The following is a 16,664-nucleotide window of genomic DNA, read 5'->3' as shown; positions in this document are numbered from 1 at the left end:
CCGACGAAGTCGGAGGGAATAAAACATAGAGGTTCAAAATGGCTCGTGTAAAATCTGGTAAAACAAATCGTGCTCGTCACAAAAAAGTTCTTAAAAGAGCAAAAGGTTACTACAGCGCTGGTTCTCGCGCATACATCCACGCGGTAGAAAAAAATGACCGTGGTATGGCTTTCGCTTACCGCGACCGTAAAGTTAACAAACGTAACTTCCGCACTTTGTGGAACCAACGTATCAATGCAGCTGCTCGCGCGAACGGTACTACGTACTCTCGCTTGATCGGTGGCTTGATTAAAGCTGGCATCCAAGTTGACCGTAAAGTTTTGGCTAACTTGGCTATCACTGACGCAGCAGGTTTCGCAGCACTTTGCAAACACGCTTTGGCGTAAGCTGATCTCCTCTAAGGAGCACCGGCAATGAGCGAATCCAATACTCAGTTTGAAAATAGAAAGCGCGATCATATTAGAATCGCGCTGGACCCAAGGTCTCAGACTGAAGGGCAAACGGGATTGGATTCGATCGAATTAATTCATGAGGCTCTGCCTGATTTGAATTTTAAAGAGGTCGATATTTCGACCTCTTTTTCTTTTTTAAAGACCAACATCGGTCTTTCATCTCCCATTTTTATTTCATCCATGACTGCTGGCCATGAACATGGTCGCGAAATCAATATGGCGTTGGCTCGTCTGAGCGATCGTCGTCAGATTTTAATGGGTGTCGGTTCACAACGTCGAGAATTGAGTGATTCCAATGCAGCTGAGGAATGGTCCCAAGTGCGCAAACAAGCGCCCAAGGCCCGATTGCTTGGAAATATTGGAATTGCCCAATTGATCAAGACTCCCTTGGATGGCATCCGCCGTTTGATCGAGGCAACGGAGGCCGTGGCCCTTTTTGTCCACGTAAATCCTCTGCAAGAAGTCCTTCAACCCGAAGGAACTTCCGACTTCAAGAACTCTTTGCAAGCTATTGAAAACCTCGTGAAATTCGCCCAGGTTCCAGTCATAGTGAAGGAAGTTGGATGTGGCTTTTCTGTGAGTACTCTGAAGCGCTTAAACGACACGGGCATCTTTGCCGTGGATGTCGCGGGGAAGGGTGGAACACACTGGGGACGCGTGGAAGGTTACCGCTCTGAAGAGAGTGAAATGCTTTACCAAGTCGCGCAAACATACGCCAACTGGGGCATCAGCACAGTAGAGTCTTTACTTAATGCTGAGCAGGCCCGTGTTAGTTATGAAGTTTGGGCATCGGGCGGCGTGCGCTCGGGCCTCGATGTCGCTAAACTGTGCGCGTTGGGTGCCAAGAAAGTTGGAATCGCCAAACCGTTTCTGGAAGCGGCTTTGACCGGTGACATGGCCCTGGAGAATTTGCTGAACCGTTTGGAAACTGAACTTAAGATCGCGCTATTTTGTACAGGCAGCAAAACAATCGCTGAGCTGGCAACGAAGAAGGTGATTCGATGAAAAAGCAACTGCAAGAAATCTTTAAAGGCTTCTCAAAACTAACTCGCCAAGAACGTTTAGATTCTTTGGTTGAAGTAGGTGCTTTGCAACAAGCAGACGTTGATTATATTTCTAAGGGCGGTCTTCGTGATACGACTCTTGGTGAAAAATTCATCGAAAACGTGATTGGTTATTTCCAAATGCCATTGGGAGTTGCAACAAACTTCCGTATCGATGGCAAAGACTTTGTGATTCCAATGGCTGTCGAAGAGACATCTATCGTTGCAGCTGTTTGTAAATCCGCGAAGTGGATCCGTGAATCTGGTTCTATCACAACGGAAGTTGTGGGTGCAGAGATCATCGGTCAAATTCAAATCGCGAAAGTTAAAGACTTTGCGATTTTCGAAAAACAATTGCTCGCTCAAAAAAACTACATGATCGAAATATCTAACCGCGAAGTGGCTTTCGGGCTTGTTCGTCGTGGTGGTGGTGTTCGTGATATTCAAGTTCGCCGCGTAACTCGTGGTGATGGCACTGACATGGCTGTGGTTCACGTTTTGATGGACCCGTGCGATGCCATGGGCGCGAACATCATGAATCAAGTGTGCGAATACTTGAAAGAGCCGATTGAGCAATTCACAGGCGAAAAAGTGACGATGTGTATCCTGTCTAACTTGGTGGACACTAAAATCACTCGCGCTGTGGTTCATATCAAAGACATTGATCCTGCATTGGCAGAAAAAATTGAAGAAGCTTCTTTGTTTGCACAAATGGATCCCTACCGTGCAGCGACGAACAACAAGGGCGTGCTGAATGGTATTGACCCCGTGTTGGTTGCCACGGGTAACGACTGGCGTGCGGTTGAAGCGGGTATTCATGCTTACGCTTGCCGTGATGGTCAGTATCGTTCAATCACGAAATGGTTCCGTGAAAACGGTGGCCTGACAGGTGTGTTCGAAGCTCCACTGGTTGTGGGCACTGTGGGTGGGGTAACGACTCTTCATCCAACAGCGATGATGTGCATGAAGATGTTGGGGACTCAGTCTGCGAATGAGCTTTCGCGCGTGATTGCAGCTGTGGGCCTGGTGCAGAACTTGGGCGCTTTGAAGGCACTTACAACAGTGGGTATCATCGAAGGTCACATGAAGCTTCATACTAAAAATCTGGCATTGGGTGCTGGCGCTGAAGAGCGCGAGATCCCAGCTGTGCAAAAGAAACTTGAAGAGATTTTGACGATCCGTAAACGCATCTCTTTAAGCAACGCGATTGAGGTTCTTAAAGAACTTCGTGCCGGTCAGGCTTCAAGCCCGACTCAGCATCCTCACTAGAGGAGGTCCGCTTTGGCGTTGACGTGCACGATTCCTGGTAAGACTTTTTTGGTGGGCGAATACTTGGCCCTGCATGGGGGACCGACTTTGTCAGTCCTGTCGAAGCCTTGCTTTGAAATGACGTCAAAACCTGGAAACGGAAGTTACTCTGGGGATGCCGGAGGGCAAGCCCGCTGGGGTGGGATTCATCCGGATTCACCAGCAGGGAAGTTCATCTCAGCTCATTCTGATTACTTTAAAAATATCGATCTTAGTTTTTCTGATCCTTACAAAGGAATGGGTGGCTTTGGTGCATCAACAGCTCAGTTTTTAGGGGCTTATGCCTTATGGATGTACCGCGAAGCTCACTCAATTGGAATGGAAGCTCAGTTTGATTTCAGGCATCTTCTTGCCGAATACCAGCAATATGCTTGGAACGGTGAAGGAACTCCGCCAAGCGGGGCGGATCTGATTGCGCAGTTTAAGGGAAGTATGACTTTCTTTGAAAAGCGTAAAGGGATCGTGTCGGTGACGAATTGGCCGTTTGAGGAATTGGATTTTTATTTGATTCACACGGGCAATAAAGTTGCGACTCATGAGCATTTGAAAACCTTGAAGGATTTTGATTCCTTGGGTTTAGAGAAAGCTGCGTATCGAGTGCAAGAGTCTTTTGCATCGGCGAATCCTGACGAGTTGATCGCGGGTGTTCAAGATTATGCCAAAGCGTTGAAAGATTTAAACTTTACCTGCGAACCGACGCTGAAACTTTTGGAAGGCCTGAGAGGACTTTCATTCGTGAAAGCGGCTAAAGGTTGCGGTGCTTTGGGTGCTGACGTGTTGTTCGTGGTGACTGCGAAAAATCATTCTGCAGAACTTGAAAAATACTGTCAGACGGTAAATGTGAAATTAGTGGCTTCTAATAAAACGATCGCAACAGGTTTGCAGGTCGAGGCCGTTTAGGAAATTAGGTTTATGAATCAAGTGTTGGTTTCAGCTCCATCGAATATTGCGTTGATCAAGTACATGGGAAAGATCGAAGGTTCTGGCAATAAGCCCACGAATGCTTCTTTGTCCTACACCCTTGAAAACTTACGCACGTTTGTGCGTTTGACAGAAATTGATGGTGGTGCGGATCTTTGGAAACCACTTGTACGTGAAGATCTTGAGAAAATTGATTTGTCTGAAAAAGGCCAACAGCGATTCTTAAAACACTTAGCAAATTTGAAAGACAAATGGGGAGTCACAAAAAACTTCCTGGTGGAATCAGCGAATAACTTTCCCTCTGACTGCGGCCTTGCTAGTTCCGCTTCAAGCTTTGCAGCTTTGACTTTAGCGGCAGCAGAAATGTTTCAAAAATTGAATCCGCAACCTTGGGGCACCGACAAGAAAACGTTGTCAGAACTATCTCGTCAAGGTTCAGGATCTTCCTGCCGTTCATTGTTCACACCGTGGGCTTTGTGGCAGCAAGAGTATGCTCAACCAATGAACTTGCCTTTGACAAATATGCACCACATCTGTGTTGTTGTGGAAGCCTCTAAAAAAGAAGTCTCTTCGTCAGAAGCCCATAAACTTGTGACAACAAGTCCTCGTTTCACCGGGCGAGTTGAGCGAGCGGAACTTCGTCTGGCCGATTTAAGTCAGGCACTGCAATCGACGGATTGGCATATGGCTCGTCAAATTGTTTGGGACGAGTTCATTGACATGCACCGTCTGTTTGAAACAAGCACACCAGCATTTAGCTATATGACGGAGGCTTCCAAACAAGTTTTGGAAGAATGCCAAAAACTTTGGAATCGTTGGCAAGATGGTCCTTTGGTGACAATGGACGCCGGCGCCAATGTTCATATGTTATTCCGTCACGATCAATTGAAGCGCTTTAAAGAATATCGTGAGTTTTTTGGTGAGAAATTTAAAATCTTGGCGTTTGAAGGCGTAAAACCCGATGTCCACTAGCTTTCAATGCACAGCTTACGGAAAATGGATCTTGGTCGGCGAACACTCGGTGATTCGTGGATATCCGTCATTAGTGTTTCCTATTCCTTCCAGAACTTTGGAATTAAAATACACTCCGGGCGATCATCCTTTGTCACTGGATCTGCATGGTGATCATGGACAAGAACTTCAGCTGTTGATCTGGGGAGTCTTAGAAAGAGCCTTTCAGTTAAAAGGCATTTCACGCCAGAATTTGACGGGGACTTTGCATCTGGATTCCTCGCTGCCTGTGGGAGCCGGAATGGGTGCTTCTGCGGCACTTTGCGTAGCGCTGACTCGTTGGTTAGGGCACTTAGGCTTTGTTCAAGAATCTGAATACTTTGATTTCGCCAGAAATCTAGAAGATCTTTTCCACGGTGAGAGCAGCGGGATTGATATCGCCGTGGCCTTATCGGGGGAGGGTTTGCGATTCGTGCGCAATGGTGAGCGCAAACAGATCACTCCCAAATGGAAACCTCGTTGGTATATTTCTTATTCTGGCAAGCGTGGCGTAACTGTGGATGCAGTGAACAAGGTGAAAGATCTTTTGGCTAAGCAGCCGCCAGTGGGACAGCAAATTGATATGAACATGGCAAAAGCCGTCGAAACAGCTCAGCAAGCATTGGCGATGGATGAAGAGCAAGGACGTAAGTTCTTGGTCGAGGCTATTGAAATGGGAGCTGATTGTTTTGATAAATGGGGCTTAAATGACGGGGCTCCAGCGAATCATATTGCTTGGCTTCGTAGTCAGGGCGCGATTGCAGTGAAACCGACGGGCTCCGGTGGTGGGGGTTACGTGATCTCTCTGTGGGATAAAGAACCTTCTGAAGAGGCTCTCAAAGAGCTCATCCCTTGTTAGGGTAAAAAAGCCTCTCATTTTCCGAGAGGCTTTTTTCGTTTTTAGTCCTGTTAAAAGTTTATTTGCAGATCGAGATAGCTTTTGTTGCCGCGACGATTTTCGCGTAAGGGGAGTTTGTCGAGCGAAGGACTGCCCAATAACGTGCTCCACCTTTCCAGCTGCCGCTGACTTGGCCTGCAATGCGTGCATCTCGGCCCATCCAGCGATTTAAGATGCGAATGCCGCAGCTCAGATTCTTGTAAGGGTCGTGGAGGTCCGAAGTGGATTTCAGACCACAACCGTAAGCATTTCCACTCTCGACCGACAGCTGTAAAAGTCCAGCGCTGATCACCGAATTTCCTGAGCTGTCATCAAAGTCCTCCGTATAATTCAAGTTCGTATTGAAGCTTGATTCATACTTTGCCATTTGTGACATCAAGTACACCCAGAAATTCTTGCGTTGGTCGCGAGTCAGACTGTTGTATTTAGGGCAGAATGTCGCGCCGTCAGCAGGGATGACGTCCAAAAGGTCATCGCCTAAAACTTCAAGCTGAGTCATCACGTGGGCCGTCCATAACTTACCGTCAGCTTTTGCAGCTTCCCAAATAGGAGCCACTGCCAGTGCTGCCTCAGGAGTCGGTGATGGAGAAGGACTCGCCGTAGGTGACGGTGATGGAGAAGGGGTTGGTGTCGGATCAGGGGTCTGAATACCAGATGACGCGTTATCACCGGTTGTGCTGGAAAGTTGACTGGAGCTGAGCGAACCATTGTTACCGCAAGCAGCTACCAGAAATCCCGAGATCAAAATAAAAAGTGTGTTTTTTAGATTGAGTCTTGCCATGACAAGCACATCGGTCGTGGCCCAGAAAACCTTTACAGTTGCTGAAACTGATTAAAATGTGAAGGGCAATGTGTCGCAGTTGAGTCAAAGATTTGTACGATAGTCTGGCGAATCCGCTCTGGGCGCGGACTTGCGGTGATTAGCCTAGTGAATGTTTCTAAGCGTCGTATGCACGTCTTGGCGATACAATTTCCAAACGGGGGGAAGGCTTGCAAACATCACTGCCATCAAAGATAAACCACCCGTTAACAAAATCATCCACCATGGCCAATTGCTGGCGTTAATTTCTGGCAGAGTGCTTCCGGCTGTGGAAAGAATAACAGGATTTAAAATAAGCTCCAAAACTGCAGCGAGGGCGACAGATATCACGCCCATAATGAGTCCTTCTAGAATTAAAAGTCCGGTCAGTTCCTGCCGGCTGCGACCAAGGGCGCGAAGGATGGCAAGTTCCACGGTGCGGCCTTCGATGCGCGTAAAGAAAACAGCCAAAACTGTCAAAGTAGAAACTAAAAGCAATATTCCCACGACTAAAAGCTGCAATGTCTGATTGGAGCCCGTTATGTTTGCCAGTTTGGTTTTTTCTTTCGCTGTAAAAGCAATTTGTGCGACCGTTCTTTGGTTGATTAAAGAGGCCAGCGATTCTTGACCACCATCTTGGATATCCATCAAAAAGTAACTTAAAACTTTCGGGCCCCAGATACTGTTATAGCCTGGTGTTGCGGCTACTGCGGACTGAGCCGTCTGCAGATTCGTGTAAAGGCCTTTGTCCCAGGATTTTCCTGTGGGTTTTAAAATTCCAACTACTTTTAACGAAAAAGGTGAACTTGCAATCTTAGATCCATATATCTCTGCATGAGTAAAAATGGATTGTCCCAGTTGTACATTTCCCTTTTGGGCGTAATCAGCTCCGACTAAAACTTCCCCGGGATTTTGGGGAAAGGTTCCGGATTGCAGGCGGGGAGCTGTTGCCTCAGGATATAAAGTCAGCAGGGATTCATCAGTGCCGACTAAGATCCCTCCTGGGTGCATACCAAAAAACAACAAAGGCGTGATGTGATTAACTTTGAAAGAGTCTTTAAATTGGGATTGATCCTCAAAGGAGATGTCTTTGCGAGCACGCAATGTTTCGTACAGATTTTGCGGTATATAGTTAGGAACGTCTCCTTCAAAGTTCAATGCGCCTAATAAAATATCGATTCCGCCCGATTTGGCGCCGACGATGGCGTTACCCTGGTCTGCTAGGGTGTCAAAGCGAGAGTGTGACAGGACTTCTAATTTTAACAGCACTGTCACTGCCGCAATGGCGATACTTAAAGAAAAAATCGTACTCACGGTTGTGAACAGATGACGTTTTAAATAGATATAAGAAAGATGAAGCAGACTCATTGAGTAATCTCCTTCATATCTAAAACACGGGTAAAGTATTTTTCTACGCGGTGGTCGTGGCTCACCATAATGATGGAAGGGCTGCTTTGTTGATCCATCAAAAGTTTCATGATCTGTTCTGAGTTGTGATCATCAAGACTTGAAGTGGGTTCATCGGCCAAGATGACAGAGGGCTTTTGTCCTAAAACTCGGGCCACTGCGATTCGTTGTTGTTCTCCCAGGCTTAAGCTTTGTGTACGTAACAGTGCTTTATTTTCTAGTCCTACAAGCTTCAGCATTTCTTGAGACAGACGGGAATCCAAGCCGACAAGTTGCAAATTTTCCAGAGCCGTCAGATAGGGTAGTAGGTTGAGATTCTGAAACACCAAAGCCATTGCATTTTTGCGACGGTGACTGATTTCATTTTCGTTGCAACCGGAAATAGGAGTGCCGGCCCAAAGAACCTCTCCAGAATGAGGGGGGTAGAGTCCCGCTAAAAGATGGAGCAATGTAGTTTTACCAGTTCCACTTTGTCCTTTAATCAACACGCGTTCGCCGGAGGAAATCTGCAGGTCTTTGATTTTGAAAAACGGCGTGGTGATATTTTTTAGACAAAGCTCCATGAAAGAATGCTAACAGCTCGATTTTGAATTGCAAACCCCAAAAGCTGTCTATTTCTTAGCAAGGTAAGCTTTGCGTTCTGTCTCGGGAAATTTCTCGATAGCATAACGAAGCATCGTGCGCGGCATCTGTGTCGCATATTTGTTTAAAAATTTCTTTTCAATGTTGATGTCGCGTTTGCCCACTTCTCGCAACATCCATCCCACGGCTTTATGAATCAGATCATGCTCGTCATGCATAAGGAGCGTGGCGATCTTCAAAGTGTCGGTGAAGTCATGTTGGCGCAGAAAATAAAACGTCGACATGATGGCGATTCTCTTCTCCCATAACTTTTCAGATTTGGCGTACTTGAAAAGGATCTGGCGATCCCGCTGAAACAGATACGGTCCAAATACTGCGGGTGCTACGGTGTCCACCAGATCCCAGTTGTTGATTCCTTTGCGATATTTAATCAGAAAGTTAAAGATCTTGGATTTTTCGGTTTCTGGAGCCTTGGGAAACCGCTCACATAAGATAACCAAGGCTATCAGTCTCTCTTCGTGAATTTTTGAAGTCATTAAAGGCGCCAGAACTTTTAACGTCAAATCCTTGAATTTCTTTGCGATCCCACGGCTTTGGCCTACGGTGAGGCCTAAAAAGATATCGCCTTCTGCGTATTCCCCGGGGCCCGTTTTAAAGAACTTTTGCAGGGTGGTAGAGCGACTTTTGCTTTGCAGTTTTTTAATCTCAGCTTGAATTGTCATGGTTTGATGAGGATATCCGATTATTAGGTGCGTCGATAGCATTTTGATAGTCGACAACGCTTGCGATCTCCCGTTGTGTTCATTAGGATGCGCACCTATTCAATTAACATATTTGAAGTCAAACAAAACACAGGGGATCCGGATGAAAAAGTTTATGATGATGCTTTTGTCTTTGAGCTTCTTTGGCGCGACAGCAGTGGCGTTCGAAGGCGCGTTCGTTCCAACACTTGATGGTGGAGCAAAGATCCACGCACTAAAGGGTGCCTGCCCAGATAAACCAGTTCGAAACGGGAACTACTGCACACCGAAAGGTTCTTCTTGTGGTGTTGGCTATGATCAATTTGCGAAGCTTTGCTGGGGTGGATTGAAAAAGGGTTTCTATAAATGCGGCGTAACTTGTAAGCCAATTGAACAATGCGCTTGGAATCACACAGGCGACTACCGTTGTGATCGTCGTTTTGAAGATGGCAATGGCACAAAATCATTCTCCTCCATTTCAGGTGCATTGAAACTTACGGCGACAGGTGATGTTCAAGTTCTTGCTGCTAAAAACATCTGTGAAGACCAAGGTTTTTCTGCAGGTGACAACGAGCAATGGACAGTGTGCCGTCCAGCTGATGGTGCAAACTGTGCGGCAGGTTACAAACGTATGCACAAATACTGCTGGGGTGGCTTCAAAAAAGGCCTTTACCGTTGCGGATATGTTTGTGAGAAACCACGCAATGCTAACGATGACGGCAACGGCGGCGGAATTAACAAATTTGTTTTAAAGGAAAGGCTCCTAATGTAGGAGCCATTGTTTACGGGAGAATAAAGATGAAAAAAATGATGATGATGCTTTTGGCATTGAGCTTCGCAGGTTCTACGGCGATGGCATTCGAAGGTGCATTCGTACCAACACTTGATGGTGGCGCGGAAGTTCACGCACTTAAAGGCAGACCTACATGCCCAGTGACTCCGGTACCAAACGGTAACTACTGCCAACCAACTGGTAAAACTTGCGGTGCTGGATACGACCAATTCGCGAAGCTTTGCTGGGGTGGATTGAAGAAGGGCTTCTATAAATGTGGGATATCTTGTAAACCTAAAGAGCAATGCGGTTGGAACCCACGCGGTGACTGGACTTGTGGTCACAGAGGTCACCATTACGTAGCAAACTCAAACATCTCCGGTGTTATGCAATTGACTGCTAATGGCGATATCAAAATTCAAGCTGCTAAAAAAACTTGTGAAGACCTAGATCCAAGCCAAGCTTACGAAGGTCAAACTTGTGCTCCAGCTGACGGCAACACTTGTTATGCTCCTTACAAACGCATGGCTAAGTACTGCTTTGGTGGCTGGAAAAAGCCTTTGTACAAATGCGGTATCGTGTGCTCAGTGCCACGTCAGCCGACTCAAAACTAGGATCAAAAGATCTTGAGTTAAAAAAAAGCCTGTTCAGTGATGGACAGGCTTTTTTTTTACATCATTACGGTGACGGCGATCAGTGTGATGATAATCGGAATGATAAACGTGACTCCGAGGACGATCAGAGTCTTACGCCCTTGTGCATCCTGATTTTCATGGGGTTGTTCATTCGTCATTTTTCACTCCTTTGTCGTTCCTTGTTCTGTTTCCCTGTATTCAGTGGGTGAACACTTTCCTCGCAGCATTACATGGTTCATCCGTGACAAGGTGGGTGGGATTCATTTTATGCTCTGTTCACTTTAAAAAGTAAAGAGGGGTCATGATGAAATTCTTGTCGACATTAATTCTTATTTTCGCATTTTTAGGATCTTCAGCACAGGCTTTCGAAGGAACGATGCATTTTGCTGCAGACGGTTCCGTAGTTATTAAGCCTTTAGCGGTGAAGTGTACGCCCGATATTGCAGATCAAGAGGATCCTCCTACATCTTGCCGTCCTACAGGTAAGAAGTGTCCTGCGCACTATACATACTCTAGAAAATACTGCTGGGGCGGTTGGAGAAAAGGTTTCTATCACTGTGGATACGCTTGTAACATTTTGCAAGAATGTAAATGGGGGCCTCACGGTGATAAAACTTGCGGGAACCCGGGCTCTGGCGGCGGTCGCCACGGAAGCAACCCAGGGCGTGGTTAAAACTTAAAAGACGCCTTGATCTCCTTGGGCAAAGTCTCAAAAGAGATCTCGCCCAAGTGTTTGCTGCCGAATTCGTTTAAATGAGTTCCATCCTTATACATCAGATGCCCTTGATAAAATGGCATCTGATCTTTCAGTTTCTTCGATTGTGAAATCGGACGATAGAAATGCACGTGTTTATAGTTCTTAGAGATCTTTTCGATCACAGCATTGTATTTTTGAATTTTCGCTGCTTTTGATTCGAGGAATTTGTTTTTAAATGTTCCAACTAAACTACTGGATTCGCCAAAGTCATAGTTCATGCGCATAAATTGGTAATAGGCTTGATGGGAGTAAATTGGGATCTGCTCCATGACGATGACCTTTTTATTATTCTCACTCAGAAATTTTAAAGTCGCTTCGAACTGTTTTAAAAATAGGTCACGATCCGCTTTTAGTCCCTTTAAGCGTTCACTCCAAGCTCCCGCCATGATTACGACTTGATAGTCGCCAACTGTTTCCGTGATATCTTTGATAAGCCCTTCGCAGTGAGGACTAAAATGTTTTTCCTCGGAGGGTTTAAACCCATTCACGTCCAGAACAGGTGTGCATAGGTCGGCACTTTGAGCGAAAATCACGATCCCCAGTTTTTCAGCGAGCTTATCCCAGAAAGGCATATAGTGACCCGCATTCGAGTCGCCCCACAAAAGAACTTTTGCTGGATCATCGCCACTTCCAATTAAGCAGTCGCCCTCTGCATTTTCATGGCAGTACCCAGGGCTTAGGAAAGTGGTATCCTGCTCGATGAAAGAGGCGCGTTCCCCATAACGGTGAGGCAGGCCCTCCGTCTCTGTCACAACAAACCAAATTGACAGCGCCAAGGCTGTAGGAATAATCCAAAATGCTGTGGAGACTTTGGCAAAATTCCATTTCACGTGTCGAGTGGGAGTTTCTATGTATTTCCAAGAAAGATGCGCTAAGAGCCACATCATCGCGATCGAGAACGCAGCTTGCAAAATGCTGATGGGCTCCGAAAAGAACAGATATCGACCCACCGCTAGAACCGGCCAGTGCCATAAATACAAAGAATAAGAAATCAAACCTACGTAAACCATCGGAGCAGATGTGAGCCACTTATAAACCCACGTATCAGACTTACGAGCGCCGATCAAAATACAAGCCGTTGCCAAACAAGGCCACAAAGCGTTGAAGCCAGGGAATGGCATCAATTCGTCAATCAAGAAAAAGCAGGCGAATAAAACCACGATTCCGAGGGTTGCAAGTTGGCCCGCATAGGCGTCCACTTTTTCAACGATCTGCTCCCAATAGATGGCGAGCAGAGCACCGACTAAAAGTTCCCCGGCGCGCGTTGGCAGCAAATAGTAAGCGGCCTTTTCCCAGATTTCCATGCGAACACAGAACTCAGCGAAAATAAAAGATGCCAACAGCAATAAGATCATAAAGCATGTGGATGCTTTGGATTTAATTTTGATGGGTTTTAGTAAAATCAAAACAACTGGCCAGATAAAATAAAACTGTTCCTCGACGGCCAGGGACCAAGCATGCAGCAGTGGAATCTCGTTAATATTCGAAGCGAAATAGTCATAACGAGACGCAAAGAAAAAGTTCGCTACGAATAAGAAGCACGCTTTCACGGACTCTAACAGAGCGACAAAATCACCAGGGATGAAAAACAGGTAGCCCGCAATAATAACGGCCGCACAAAGTACATAGAATGCGGGCAAAATTCTTTTGATTCGTCTTACGTAAAATGTTGCAAAGGAAAACTCGCCACGATCGATTTCTTTATAGATTGTGGAAGTGATCAGAAAACCTGAGATCACAAAAAAGACGTCGACCCCTAAGAATCCCCCTGGCAACAGACTGTGATAAATATGAAAAATCACGACGCTTAAAACAGCGATGGCCCGCAATCCATCTATGTCTTTTCTATATCCGGTTTTAAGCACGATTTTACCCTGTGATCTCTAAGTTTGGTGAGATCCGATATACAGCGGCGAGGCCGGTAAAGGCAACAAATTGCGTTAAATTACCGGCTCTTGTGAAAGAATTTGATTAGGGTGCAAAGATTGATAACGCCTCAGGTAAGACCTCTAATTTTAAGGGCGTTTTAGCTTTAATGTCACCGTCGACGTCGACTTGCATGGGGCGTGGAGTGTGAATAGAAATCGACTTTCCACTTAAAACAGTCACAGGATGGTGTTTGCGGAATCTGCCGGTCAAAAGAGAGGGAATCAGCATAAATCCCTGCCACCATTTTTCGACTTCAGTGCTAAGGGCATGAAGGGTTTGATCGACGAGGGTCGCGTCTTCGTGAATAACCAAACCATTGCCATAGTTTCGACCATTGCATACTGAAATTTGCCAGCTGTAGGCGACGTGGCTTTTGCCGTCACATTCAATACGGACTCGAATCGGGTTCATTCGCCATACGACTTTTAAAGCAGTTAGGACAAAGGCAAACACACCGAGCCAGCGCTTGAGTTCAGAGCGGACCAAACGATTCACCTGAGTGCTTAATCCAATTCCGATGACATTTACAAAATGAACGCCATTTGCAAGACCCACGTCAATTCGTTTAATGCTACCTTGATTTAGAAGCTCCAACGATTTTTTGAAGTCAGTCGGAATTTCCAGAGAGCGAGCCAGATTGTTGGCAGTTCCCAGTGGAATTACTAGGAGTGGTAGTTGGTGTTTTACCAAAGCCGGTAAAGCTTCATTCACGGAACCATCGCCACCACCAATTAAGACGATGGGCTTTTCACGATGATACTTTTCGATGGTATCCAACAACTTATCTTTGTTGGGATCGAAGTTGGCATTTAACACAGTAAAACCTTGGTCTTTCAACCAATTCTTAATGTCGGACTCTAGCTGATTACCCTGGCGCGCACGAGGGTTGACGAATACTAAGATATTTTTCATAACAATAGAATGAAGAGAGTTTTACACATTTCAGATCTACACTTTGGCAGGATCAATCCGCCTGCGATTAAATCCCTGGAACAGTTTCTTCAAAATGACTCCTTGAAACTTGACCTCATCATCATGACGGGTGACTGGACACAACGTGCTCGACGAGGTCAGTATAAAGAAGCACAGGAATTTGTAAAAAAAATGCCCGTACCAGTCCTTACCATTCCTGGTAATCACGATATCCCTTTGTATAATTTTGTGGCCAGGCTTGTACAGCCCTTAGCGAATTATAACAAATTTATAAGAAAAGTTACTAAAGACAGCTTTCAAGATTCAGAAATTGCAGCGATTGGGTTTCGAACCGCCAGCGCCATACGCACCGTTGAGGGAAGAATCTTAGAGAAAGATATTTTGCGAGCCGAGAGCTTTTTTAAGCAGGCAAATCCCAAGGCTTTGCGAATTATTGCCTGTCACCATCCCATTTTCGTTCCAGAATTAATGTCACAGATTCGTCCGAAAGCTTTAATCCAAAGAATGTTAGATCTGCGACCTCACGTGATCTTAAGTGGTCACTCGCATTTGAATTGGATAGAGCTTGTGAATCCAGGAACCCCTCAGGAAGTCTTGCATATTTCAGCGGGCAGTGCGACGTCGAATCGCCTGCGTGGTGAAGTTAATAATTTTCACGTGTTGGAAGTTTCTGAAAATAAAGTCAAAGTTGAAACTTATTTTTTGGGCGATAATGGATTTATCGCCCGTGAAGACCAAGCTGCCAAAGTCATTCAGTTTTATTCTGATGGCGAAGCCAGATTATGAGTGCTTTTGTGCGTAACTAAATAACGCAATAGACGCTGCCACAGTGGCATTCAAAGATTCAACTCCATCCGTCGGAACGGAAAGACGGTTTAGACCTTTGATGCCGCTAAAACCAGGGCCTTCTTCGCCGATCACAAGACGAAGATTTTTTGGCCAGTTAAACTTTGCGACATTTTCGCCCTTCATATCCAAGGCATAGACATCATTGTTGGTCTGAATAAAATCTAAAAACTTTCCCGTTTTCAGCAATGGTAACTTGAGCAAGGCGCCGGCAGAAGCTTTGATGGCCTTGGGATGATAAGGGGATGAGCTTTCCTCTGTCAGAATTATTTTGCTGACTTTAAAAGCCAAGGCAGAGCGAACCAAAGCCCCCAGATTGGAGGGATCTCCTAGCGGAGCAATCACTTCTAAACCCACTGCTTTGGCAGTGGAGTCCAACGTTTCAATCGGTTTCGGTTCTAGCACTAAAAGGTTGTAGTGAGTACCCACAACGTCCACTTCGTTAAACATCGCTTTAGGAAGTTTATAGATAGGAATGCGTTGGTTCTTTGATACGGGGTGAGTCAAGGTCAGGGATTTCAAATCCTCGTGAACAATCTCGCCCTTGATTTTGTAGTTGGGATTTTCCAAGAACTCTTGAATAAGCTTTTCGCCCATCAAAATGAATTCACCGTGCTTTTTGATCCCCCGCGAGGAAGCAAGTTCGATCCAGCGACGGAAGTGATCATTGGTTTTAGAGGAGATCTCGATCATTTGTAAACCGCCCAGCGTCTTTTTTCTTCATTCGATAGTTCATCAAATAGCAACTCTTCGCCTTCGTCTTCCTCGGGCAAGGGAGCGTGTTTGATTTTTTCATAAACCACCATGCGGCGGTCATGGGGAGTGTGAGGCAAGGAATAGGCCGTGTCTTCAACCAGCTTATAGAATTCAGACCATTTTTCCTGAGCCATTTTGATTTCAGGATCTACACCAGGGCCTTTCATGAAATACACACGGCCACCAATGTTAAGGCCGCTCATCACGTTTCCTAAGGTATTGCCAATGTCTTCAACGGCACGAGTGATTGCACCATTGATTGGGTACACACAGTGTTTATTGATATTGCGACCTAGAATATCCAAGTTTTGCAATTTCATTTCCGAGCGCACGTGTTTTAAAAACTCCACCCGACGTTGCACGCCTTCGCCCAAAAGAATTTGTTCCTGCGGGTACATGATTTTAAGCGGAATACCCGGGAAGCCTGGTCCCGTGCCGACGTCCAATAAAGGAAACATCAGCTTCGTGTGTTTCATGATAATGATCGAATCAATAAAGTGCTTAATGGCGATGTCTTTCAATTTTAAAAGACGCGTGAAGTTTTCTTTTTCTTGATTCAACATCAGCAGGCGATAAAAGTGCGCCAGCTGCATACGTTGTTGGTGATTTACTAAATCAAAATCATGGTTGCGGAAAATATCTGCCAAGCGATCGTTGGCTTCATTCAACTCGAAAATCGATTCAGGCTTTTTATGTCGTCCCTTTTGCTCAGCAGGGGCAGCAGCGGCAAACTTCGCACCGATCGCTTGGGCGCGGGCTTCTTGACGGGCTTTATAGGGACTGTAATTTGTTTTGTTCTTATGTGCCATGAGTGGGTCTTTATAGCTGTTTTTCCTTGAAGATAGAAGGGTTTAGCTAATTTAGTCCGCAAATCATGGAGGAACCTAAAATCCCCC

19 protein-coding genes are annotated in these 16,664 nt (G+C 45.8%); 10 read left to right on the top strand and 9 right to left on the bottom strand.

The genetic code is table 11. The features are described from left to right. Positions 1–38 precede the first annotated feature (38 nt). From rplT to B9G69_RS15255, 6 genes are read left to right on the top strand one after another with little or no spacing between them, the layout of a single operon-like run. Positions 39–386: a 50S ribosomal protein L20 gene (rplT, locus tag B9G69_RS15280; protein WP_088614379.1), complete on the top strand. Its 348-nt coding sequence runs from the start codon at positions 39–41 to the stop codon at positions 384–386. Positions 387–413: 27 nt separating this feature from the next. Continuing rightward, positions 414–1,457: a type 2 isopentenyl-diphosphate Delta-isomerase gene (gene fni / locus B9G69_RS15275; RefSeq protein WP_088614380.1), complete on the top strand. Its 1,044-nt coding sequence runs from the start codon at positions 414–416 to the stop codon at positions 1,455–1,457. Further along, positions 1,454–2,764 (top strand): hydroxymethylglutaryl-CoA reductase, degradative, encoded by a 1,311-nt coding sequence (locus B9G69_RS15270; RefSeq protein ID WP_088614381.1) that lies wholly within the window; start codon positions 1,454–1,456, stop codon positions 2,762–2,764. Before fni ends, B9G69_RS15270 begins: the two co-directional genes overlap by 4 nt. Positions 2,765–2,776: 12 nt before the next feature. Further along, on the top strand, positions 2,777–3,703 hold the full coding sequence (locus B9G69_RS15265) for a hypothetical protein (protein WP_088614382.1): 927 nt from the start codon (positions 2,777–2,779) through the stop codon (positions 3,701–3,703). 12 nt (positions 3,704–3,715) lie between these two features. Beyond that, complete coding sequence (gene mvaD / locus B9G69_RS15260) at positions 3,716–4,696, top strand: diphosphomevalonate decarboxylase (RefSeq protein WP_088614383.1); 981 nt, start codon at positions 3,716–3,718, stop codon at positions 4,694–4,696. Continuing rightward, positions 4,686–5,573, top strand: coding sequence for a mevalonate kinase (locus tag B9G69_RS15255; protein WP_088614384.1), 888 nt, complete (start codon positions 4,686–4,688; stop codon positions 5,571–5,573). Before mvaD ends, B9G69_RS15255 begins: the two co-directional genes overlap by 11 nt. Before the next feature lie 58 nt (positions 5,574–5,631). On the opposite strand, the gene B9G69_RS15250 is transcribed toward B9G69_RS15255, so the two are convergent. The 4 genes from B9G69_RS15250 to B9G69_RS15235 all read right to left on the bottom strand — a co-directional run bounded on the left by B9G69_RS15250 (position 5,632) and on the right by B9G69_RS15235 (position 9,122). Next, on the bottom strand, positions 5,632–6,393 hold the full coding sequence (locus B9G69_RS15250) for a transglycosylase SLT domain-containing protein (RefSeq protein ID WP_141096870.1): 762 nt from the start codon (positions 6,391–6,393) through the stop codon (positions 5,632–5,634). Between the two features lie 144 nt (positions 6,394–6,537). Then, complete coding sequence (locus B9G69_RS15245; RefSeq protein ID WP_088614385.1) at positions 6,538–7,779, bottom strand: ABC transporter permease; 1,242 nt, start codon at positions 7,777–7,779, stop codon at positions 6,538–6,540. Then, a complete protein-coding gene (locus B9G69_RS15240; protein ID WP_088614386.1) occupies positions 7,776–8,381 on the bottom strand; it encodes an ABC transporter ATP-binding protein in 606 nt (201 codons plus the stop codon). Before B9G69_RS15240 ends, B9G69_RS15245 begins: the two co-directional genes overlap by 4 nt. A 48-nt stretch (positions 8,382–8,429) precedes the next feature. After that, complete coding sequence (locus tag B9G69_RS15235) at positions 8,430–9,122, bottom strand: DNA alkylation repair protein (RefSeq protein ID WP_088617064.1); 693 nt, start codon at positions 9,120–9,122, stop codon at positions 8,430–8,432. A gap of 142 nt (positions 9,123–9,264) precedes the next feature. On the opposite strand from B9G69_RS15235, the gene B9G69_RS15230 reads away from it, so the two are divergent. Further along, positions 9,265–9,912, top strand: coding sequence for a hypothetical protein (locus B9G69_RS15230; RefSeq protein WP_088614387.1), 648 nt, complete (start codon positions 9,265–9,267; stop codon positions 9,910–9,912). A 26-nt stretch (positions 9,913–9,938) separates the two neighbouring features. Beyond that, a complete protein-coding gene (locus tag B9G69_RS15225; RefSeq protein WP_088614388.1) occupies positions 9,939–10,526 on the top strand; it encodes a hypothetical protein in 588 nt (195 codons plus the stop codon). Between the two features lie 56 nt (positions 10,527–10,582). Here B9G69_RS15225 and B9G69_RS15220 read toward each other — a convergent pair whose 3' ends face one another. Next, positions 10,583–10,705, bottom strand: a complete 123-nt coding sequence (locus B9G69_RS15220) for a hypothetical protein (protein WP_254916747.1) — start codon at positions 10,703–10,705, stop codon at positions 10,583–10,585. A 143-nt stretch (positions 10,706–10,848) separates the two neighbouring features. Here B9G69_RS15220 and B9G69_RS15215 point away from each other — a divergent pair, with 143 nt between their 5' ends. Then, entirely contained in the window at positions 10,849–11,220 is a 372-nt protein-coding gene (locus tag B9G69_RS15215; RefSeq protein WP_088614389.1) for a hypothetical protein, read from the top strand. On the opposite strand, the gene B9G69_RS15210 is transcribed toward B9G69_RS15215, so the two are convergent. Together B9G69_RS15210 and B9G69_RS15205 are read right to left on the bottom strand one after the other, a co-directional pair. After that, on the bottom strand, positions 11,217–13,169 hold the full coding sequence (locus B9G69_RS15210) for an acyltransferase family protein (RefSeq protein WP_176400896.1): 1,953 nt from the start codon (positions 13,167–13,169) through the stop codon (positions 11,217–11,219). The genes B9G69_RS15215 and B9G69_RS15210 overlap by 4 nt on opposite strands. A 106-nt stretch (positions 13,170–13,275) precedes the next feature. Further along, complete coding sequence (locus B9G69_RS15205) at positions 13,276–14,145, bottom strand: lipid kinase (protein ID WP_088614391.1); 870 nt, start codon at positions 14,143–14,145, stop codon at positions 13,276–13,278. A 9-nt stretch (positions 14,146–14,154) separates the two neighbouring features. Here B9G69_RS15205 and B9G69_RS15200 point away from each other — a divergent pair, with 9 nt between their 5' ends. After that, the gene (locus tag B9G69_RS15200) at positions 14,155–14,952 is read left to right on the top strand and encodes a metallophosphoesterase family protein (RefSeq protein WP_088614392.1); all 798 of its coding nucleotides are present in this window, start codon (positions 14,155–14,157) and stop codon (positions 14,950–14,952) included. Here B9G69_RS15200 and B9G69_RS15195 read toward each other — a convergent pair. Together B9G69_RS15195 and B9G69_RS15190 are read right to left on the bottom strand one after the other, a co-directional pair. Next, positions 14,947–15,705, bottom strand: a complete 759-nt coding sequence (locus tag B9G69_RS15195) for a TrmH family RNA methyltransferase (protein WP_088614393.1) — start codon at positions 15,703–15,705, stop codon at positions 14,947–14,949. The two genes, B9G69_RS15200 and B9G69_RS15195, sit on opposite strands and share 6 nt — an antisense overlap. Beyond that, positions 15,702–16,577, bottom strand: coding sequence for a 16S rRNA (guanine(527)-N(7))-methyltransferase RsmG (locus B9G69_RS15190; protein ID WP_088614394.1), 876 nt, complete (start codon positions 16,575–16,577; stop codon positions 15,702–15,704). The genes B9G69_RS15195 and B9G69_RS15190 overlap by 4 nt, the downstream gene beginning before the upstream one ends. Positions 16,578–16,664: the final 87 nt, after the last annotated feature.

This window comes from Bdellovibrio sp. SKB1291214 (assembly GCF_002209355.2).
Lineage (GTDB): Bacteria > Bdellovibrionota > Bdellovibrionia > Bdellovibrionales > Bdellovibrionaceae > Bdellovibrio.
This window is presented reverse-complemented; position numbering and strand designations above follow the sequence as displayed.

Excerpts from the sequence above, each read along its gene's own strand:
- rplT (WP_088614379.1), top strand. The coding sequence starts at position 39 with ATGGCTCGTGTAAAATCTGGTAAAACAAATCGTGCTCGTCACAAAAAA.
- fni (WP_088614380.1), top strand. The coding sequence starts at position 414 with ATGAGCGAATCCAATACTCAGTTTGAAAATAGAAAGCGCGATCATATT.
- B9G69_RS15270 (WP_088614381.1), top strand. The coding sequence starts at position 1,454 with ATGAAAAAGCAACTGCAAGAAATCTTTAAAGGCTTCTCAAAACTAACT.
- mvaD (WP_088614383.1), top strand. The coding sequence starts at position 3,716 with ATGAATCAAGTGTTGGTTTCAGCTCCATCGAATATTGCGTTGATCAAG.
- B9G69_RS15255 (WP_088614384.1), top strand. The coding sequence starts at position 4,686 with ATGTCCACTAGCTTTCAATGCACAGCTTACGGAAAATGGATCTTGGTC.
- B9G69_RS15250 (WP_141096870.1), bottom strand. The coding sequence starts at position 6,393 with ATGGCAAGACTCAATCTAAAAAACACACTTTTTATTTTGATCTCGGGA.
- B9G69_RS15245 (WP_088614385.1), bottom strand. The coding sequence starts at position 7,779 with ATGAGTCTGCTTCATCTTTCTTATATCTATTTAAAACGTCATCTGTTC.
- B9G69_RS15240 (WP_088614386.1), bottom strand. The coding sequence starts at position 8,381 with ATGGAGCTTTGTCTAAAAAATATCACCACGCCGTTTTTCAAAATCAAA.
- B9G69_RS15235 (WP_088617064.1), bottom strand. The coding sequence starts at position 9,122 with ATGACAATTCAAGCTGAGATTAAAAAACTGCAAAGCAAAAGTCGCTCT.
- B9G69_RS15230 (WP_088614387.1), top strand. The coding sequence starts at position 9,265 with ATGAAAAAGTTTATGATGATGCTTTTGTCTTTGAGCTTCTTTGGCGCG.
- B9G69_RS15225 (WP_088614388.1), top strand. The coding sequence starts at position 9,939 with ATGAAAAAAATGATGATGATGCTTTTGGCATTGAGCTTCGCAGGTTCT.
- B9G69_RS15220 (WP_254916747.1), bottom strand. The coding sequence starts at position 10,705 with ATGACGAATGAACAACCCCATGAAAATCAGGATGCACAAGGGCGTAAG.
- B9G69_RS15215 (WP_088614389.1), top strand. The coding sequence starts at position 10,849 with ATGATGAAATTCTTGTCGACATTAATTCTTATTTTCGCATTTTTAGGA.
- B9G69_RS15205 (WP_088614391.1), bottom strand. The coding sequence starts at position 14,145 with ATGAAAAATATCTTAGTATTCGTCAACCCTCGTGCGCGCCAGGGTAAT.
- B9G69_RS15200 (WP_088614392.1), top strand. The coding sequence starts at position 14,155 with ATGAAGAGAGTTTTACACATTTCAGATCTACACTTTGGCAGGATCAAT.
- B9G69_RS15195 (WP_088614393.1), bottom strand. The coding sequence starts at position 15,705 with ATGATCGAGATCTCCTCTAAAACCAATGATCACTTCCGTCGCTGGATC.
- B9G69_RS15190 (WP_088614394.1), bottom strand. The coding sequence starts at position 16,577 with ATGGCACATAAGAACAAAACAAATTACAGTCCCTATAAAGCCCGTCAA.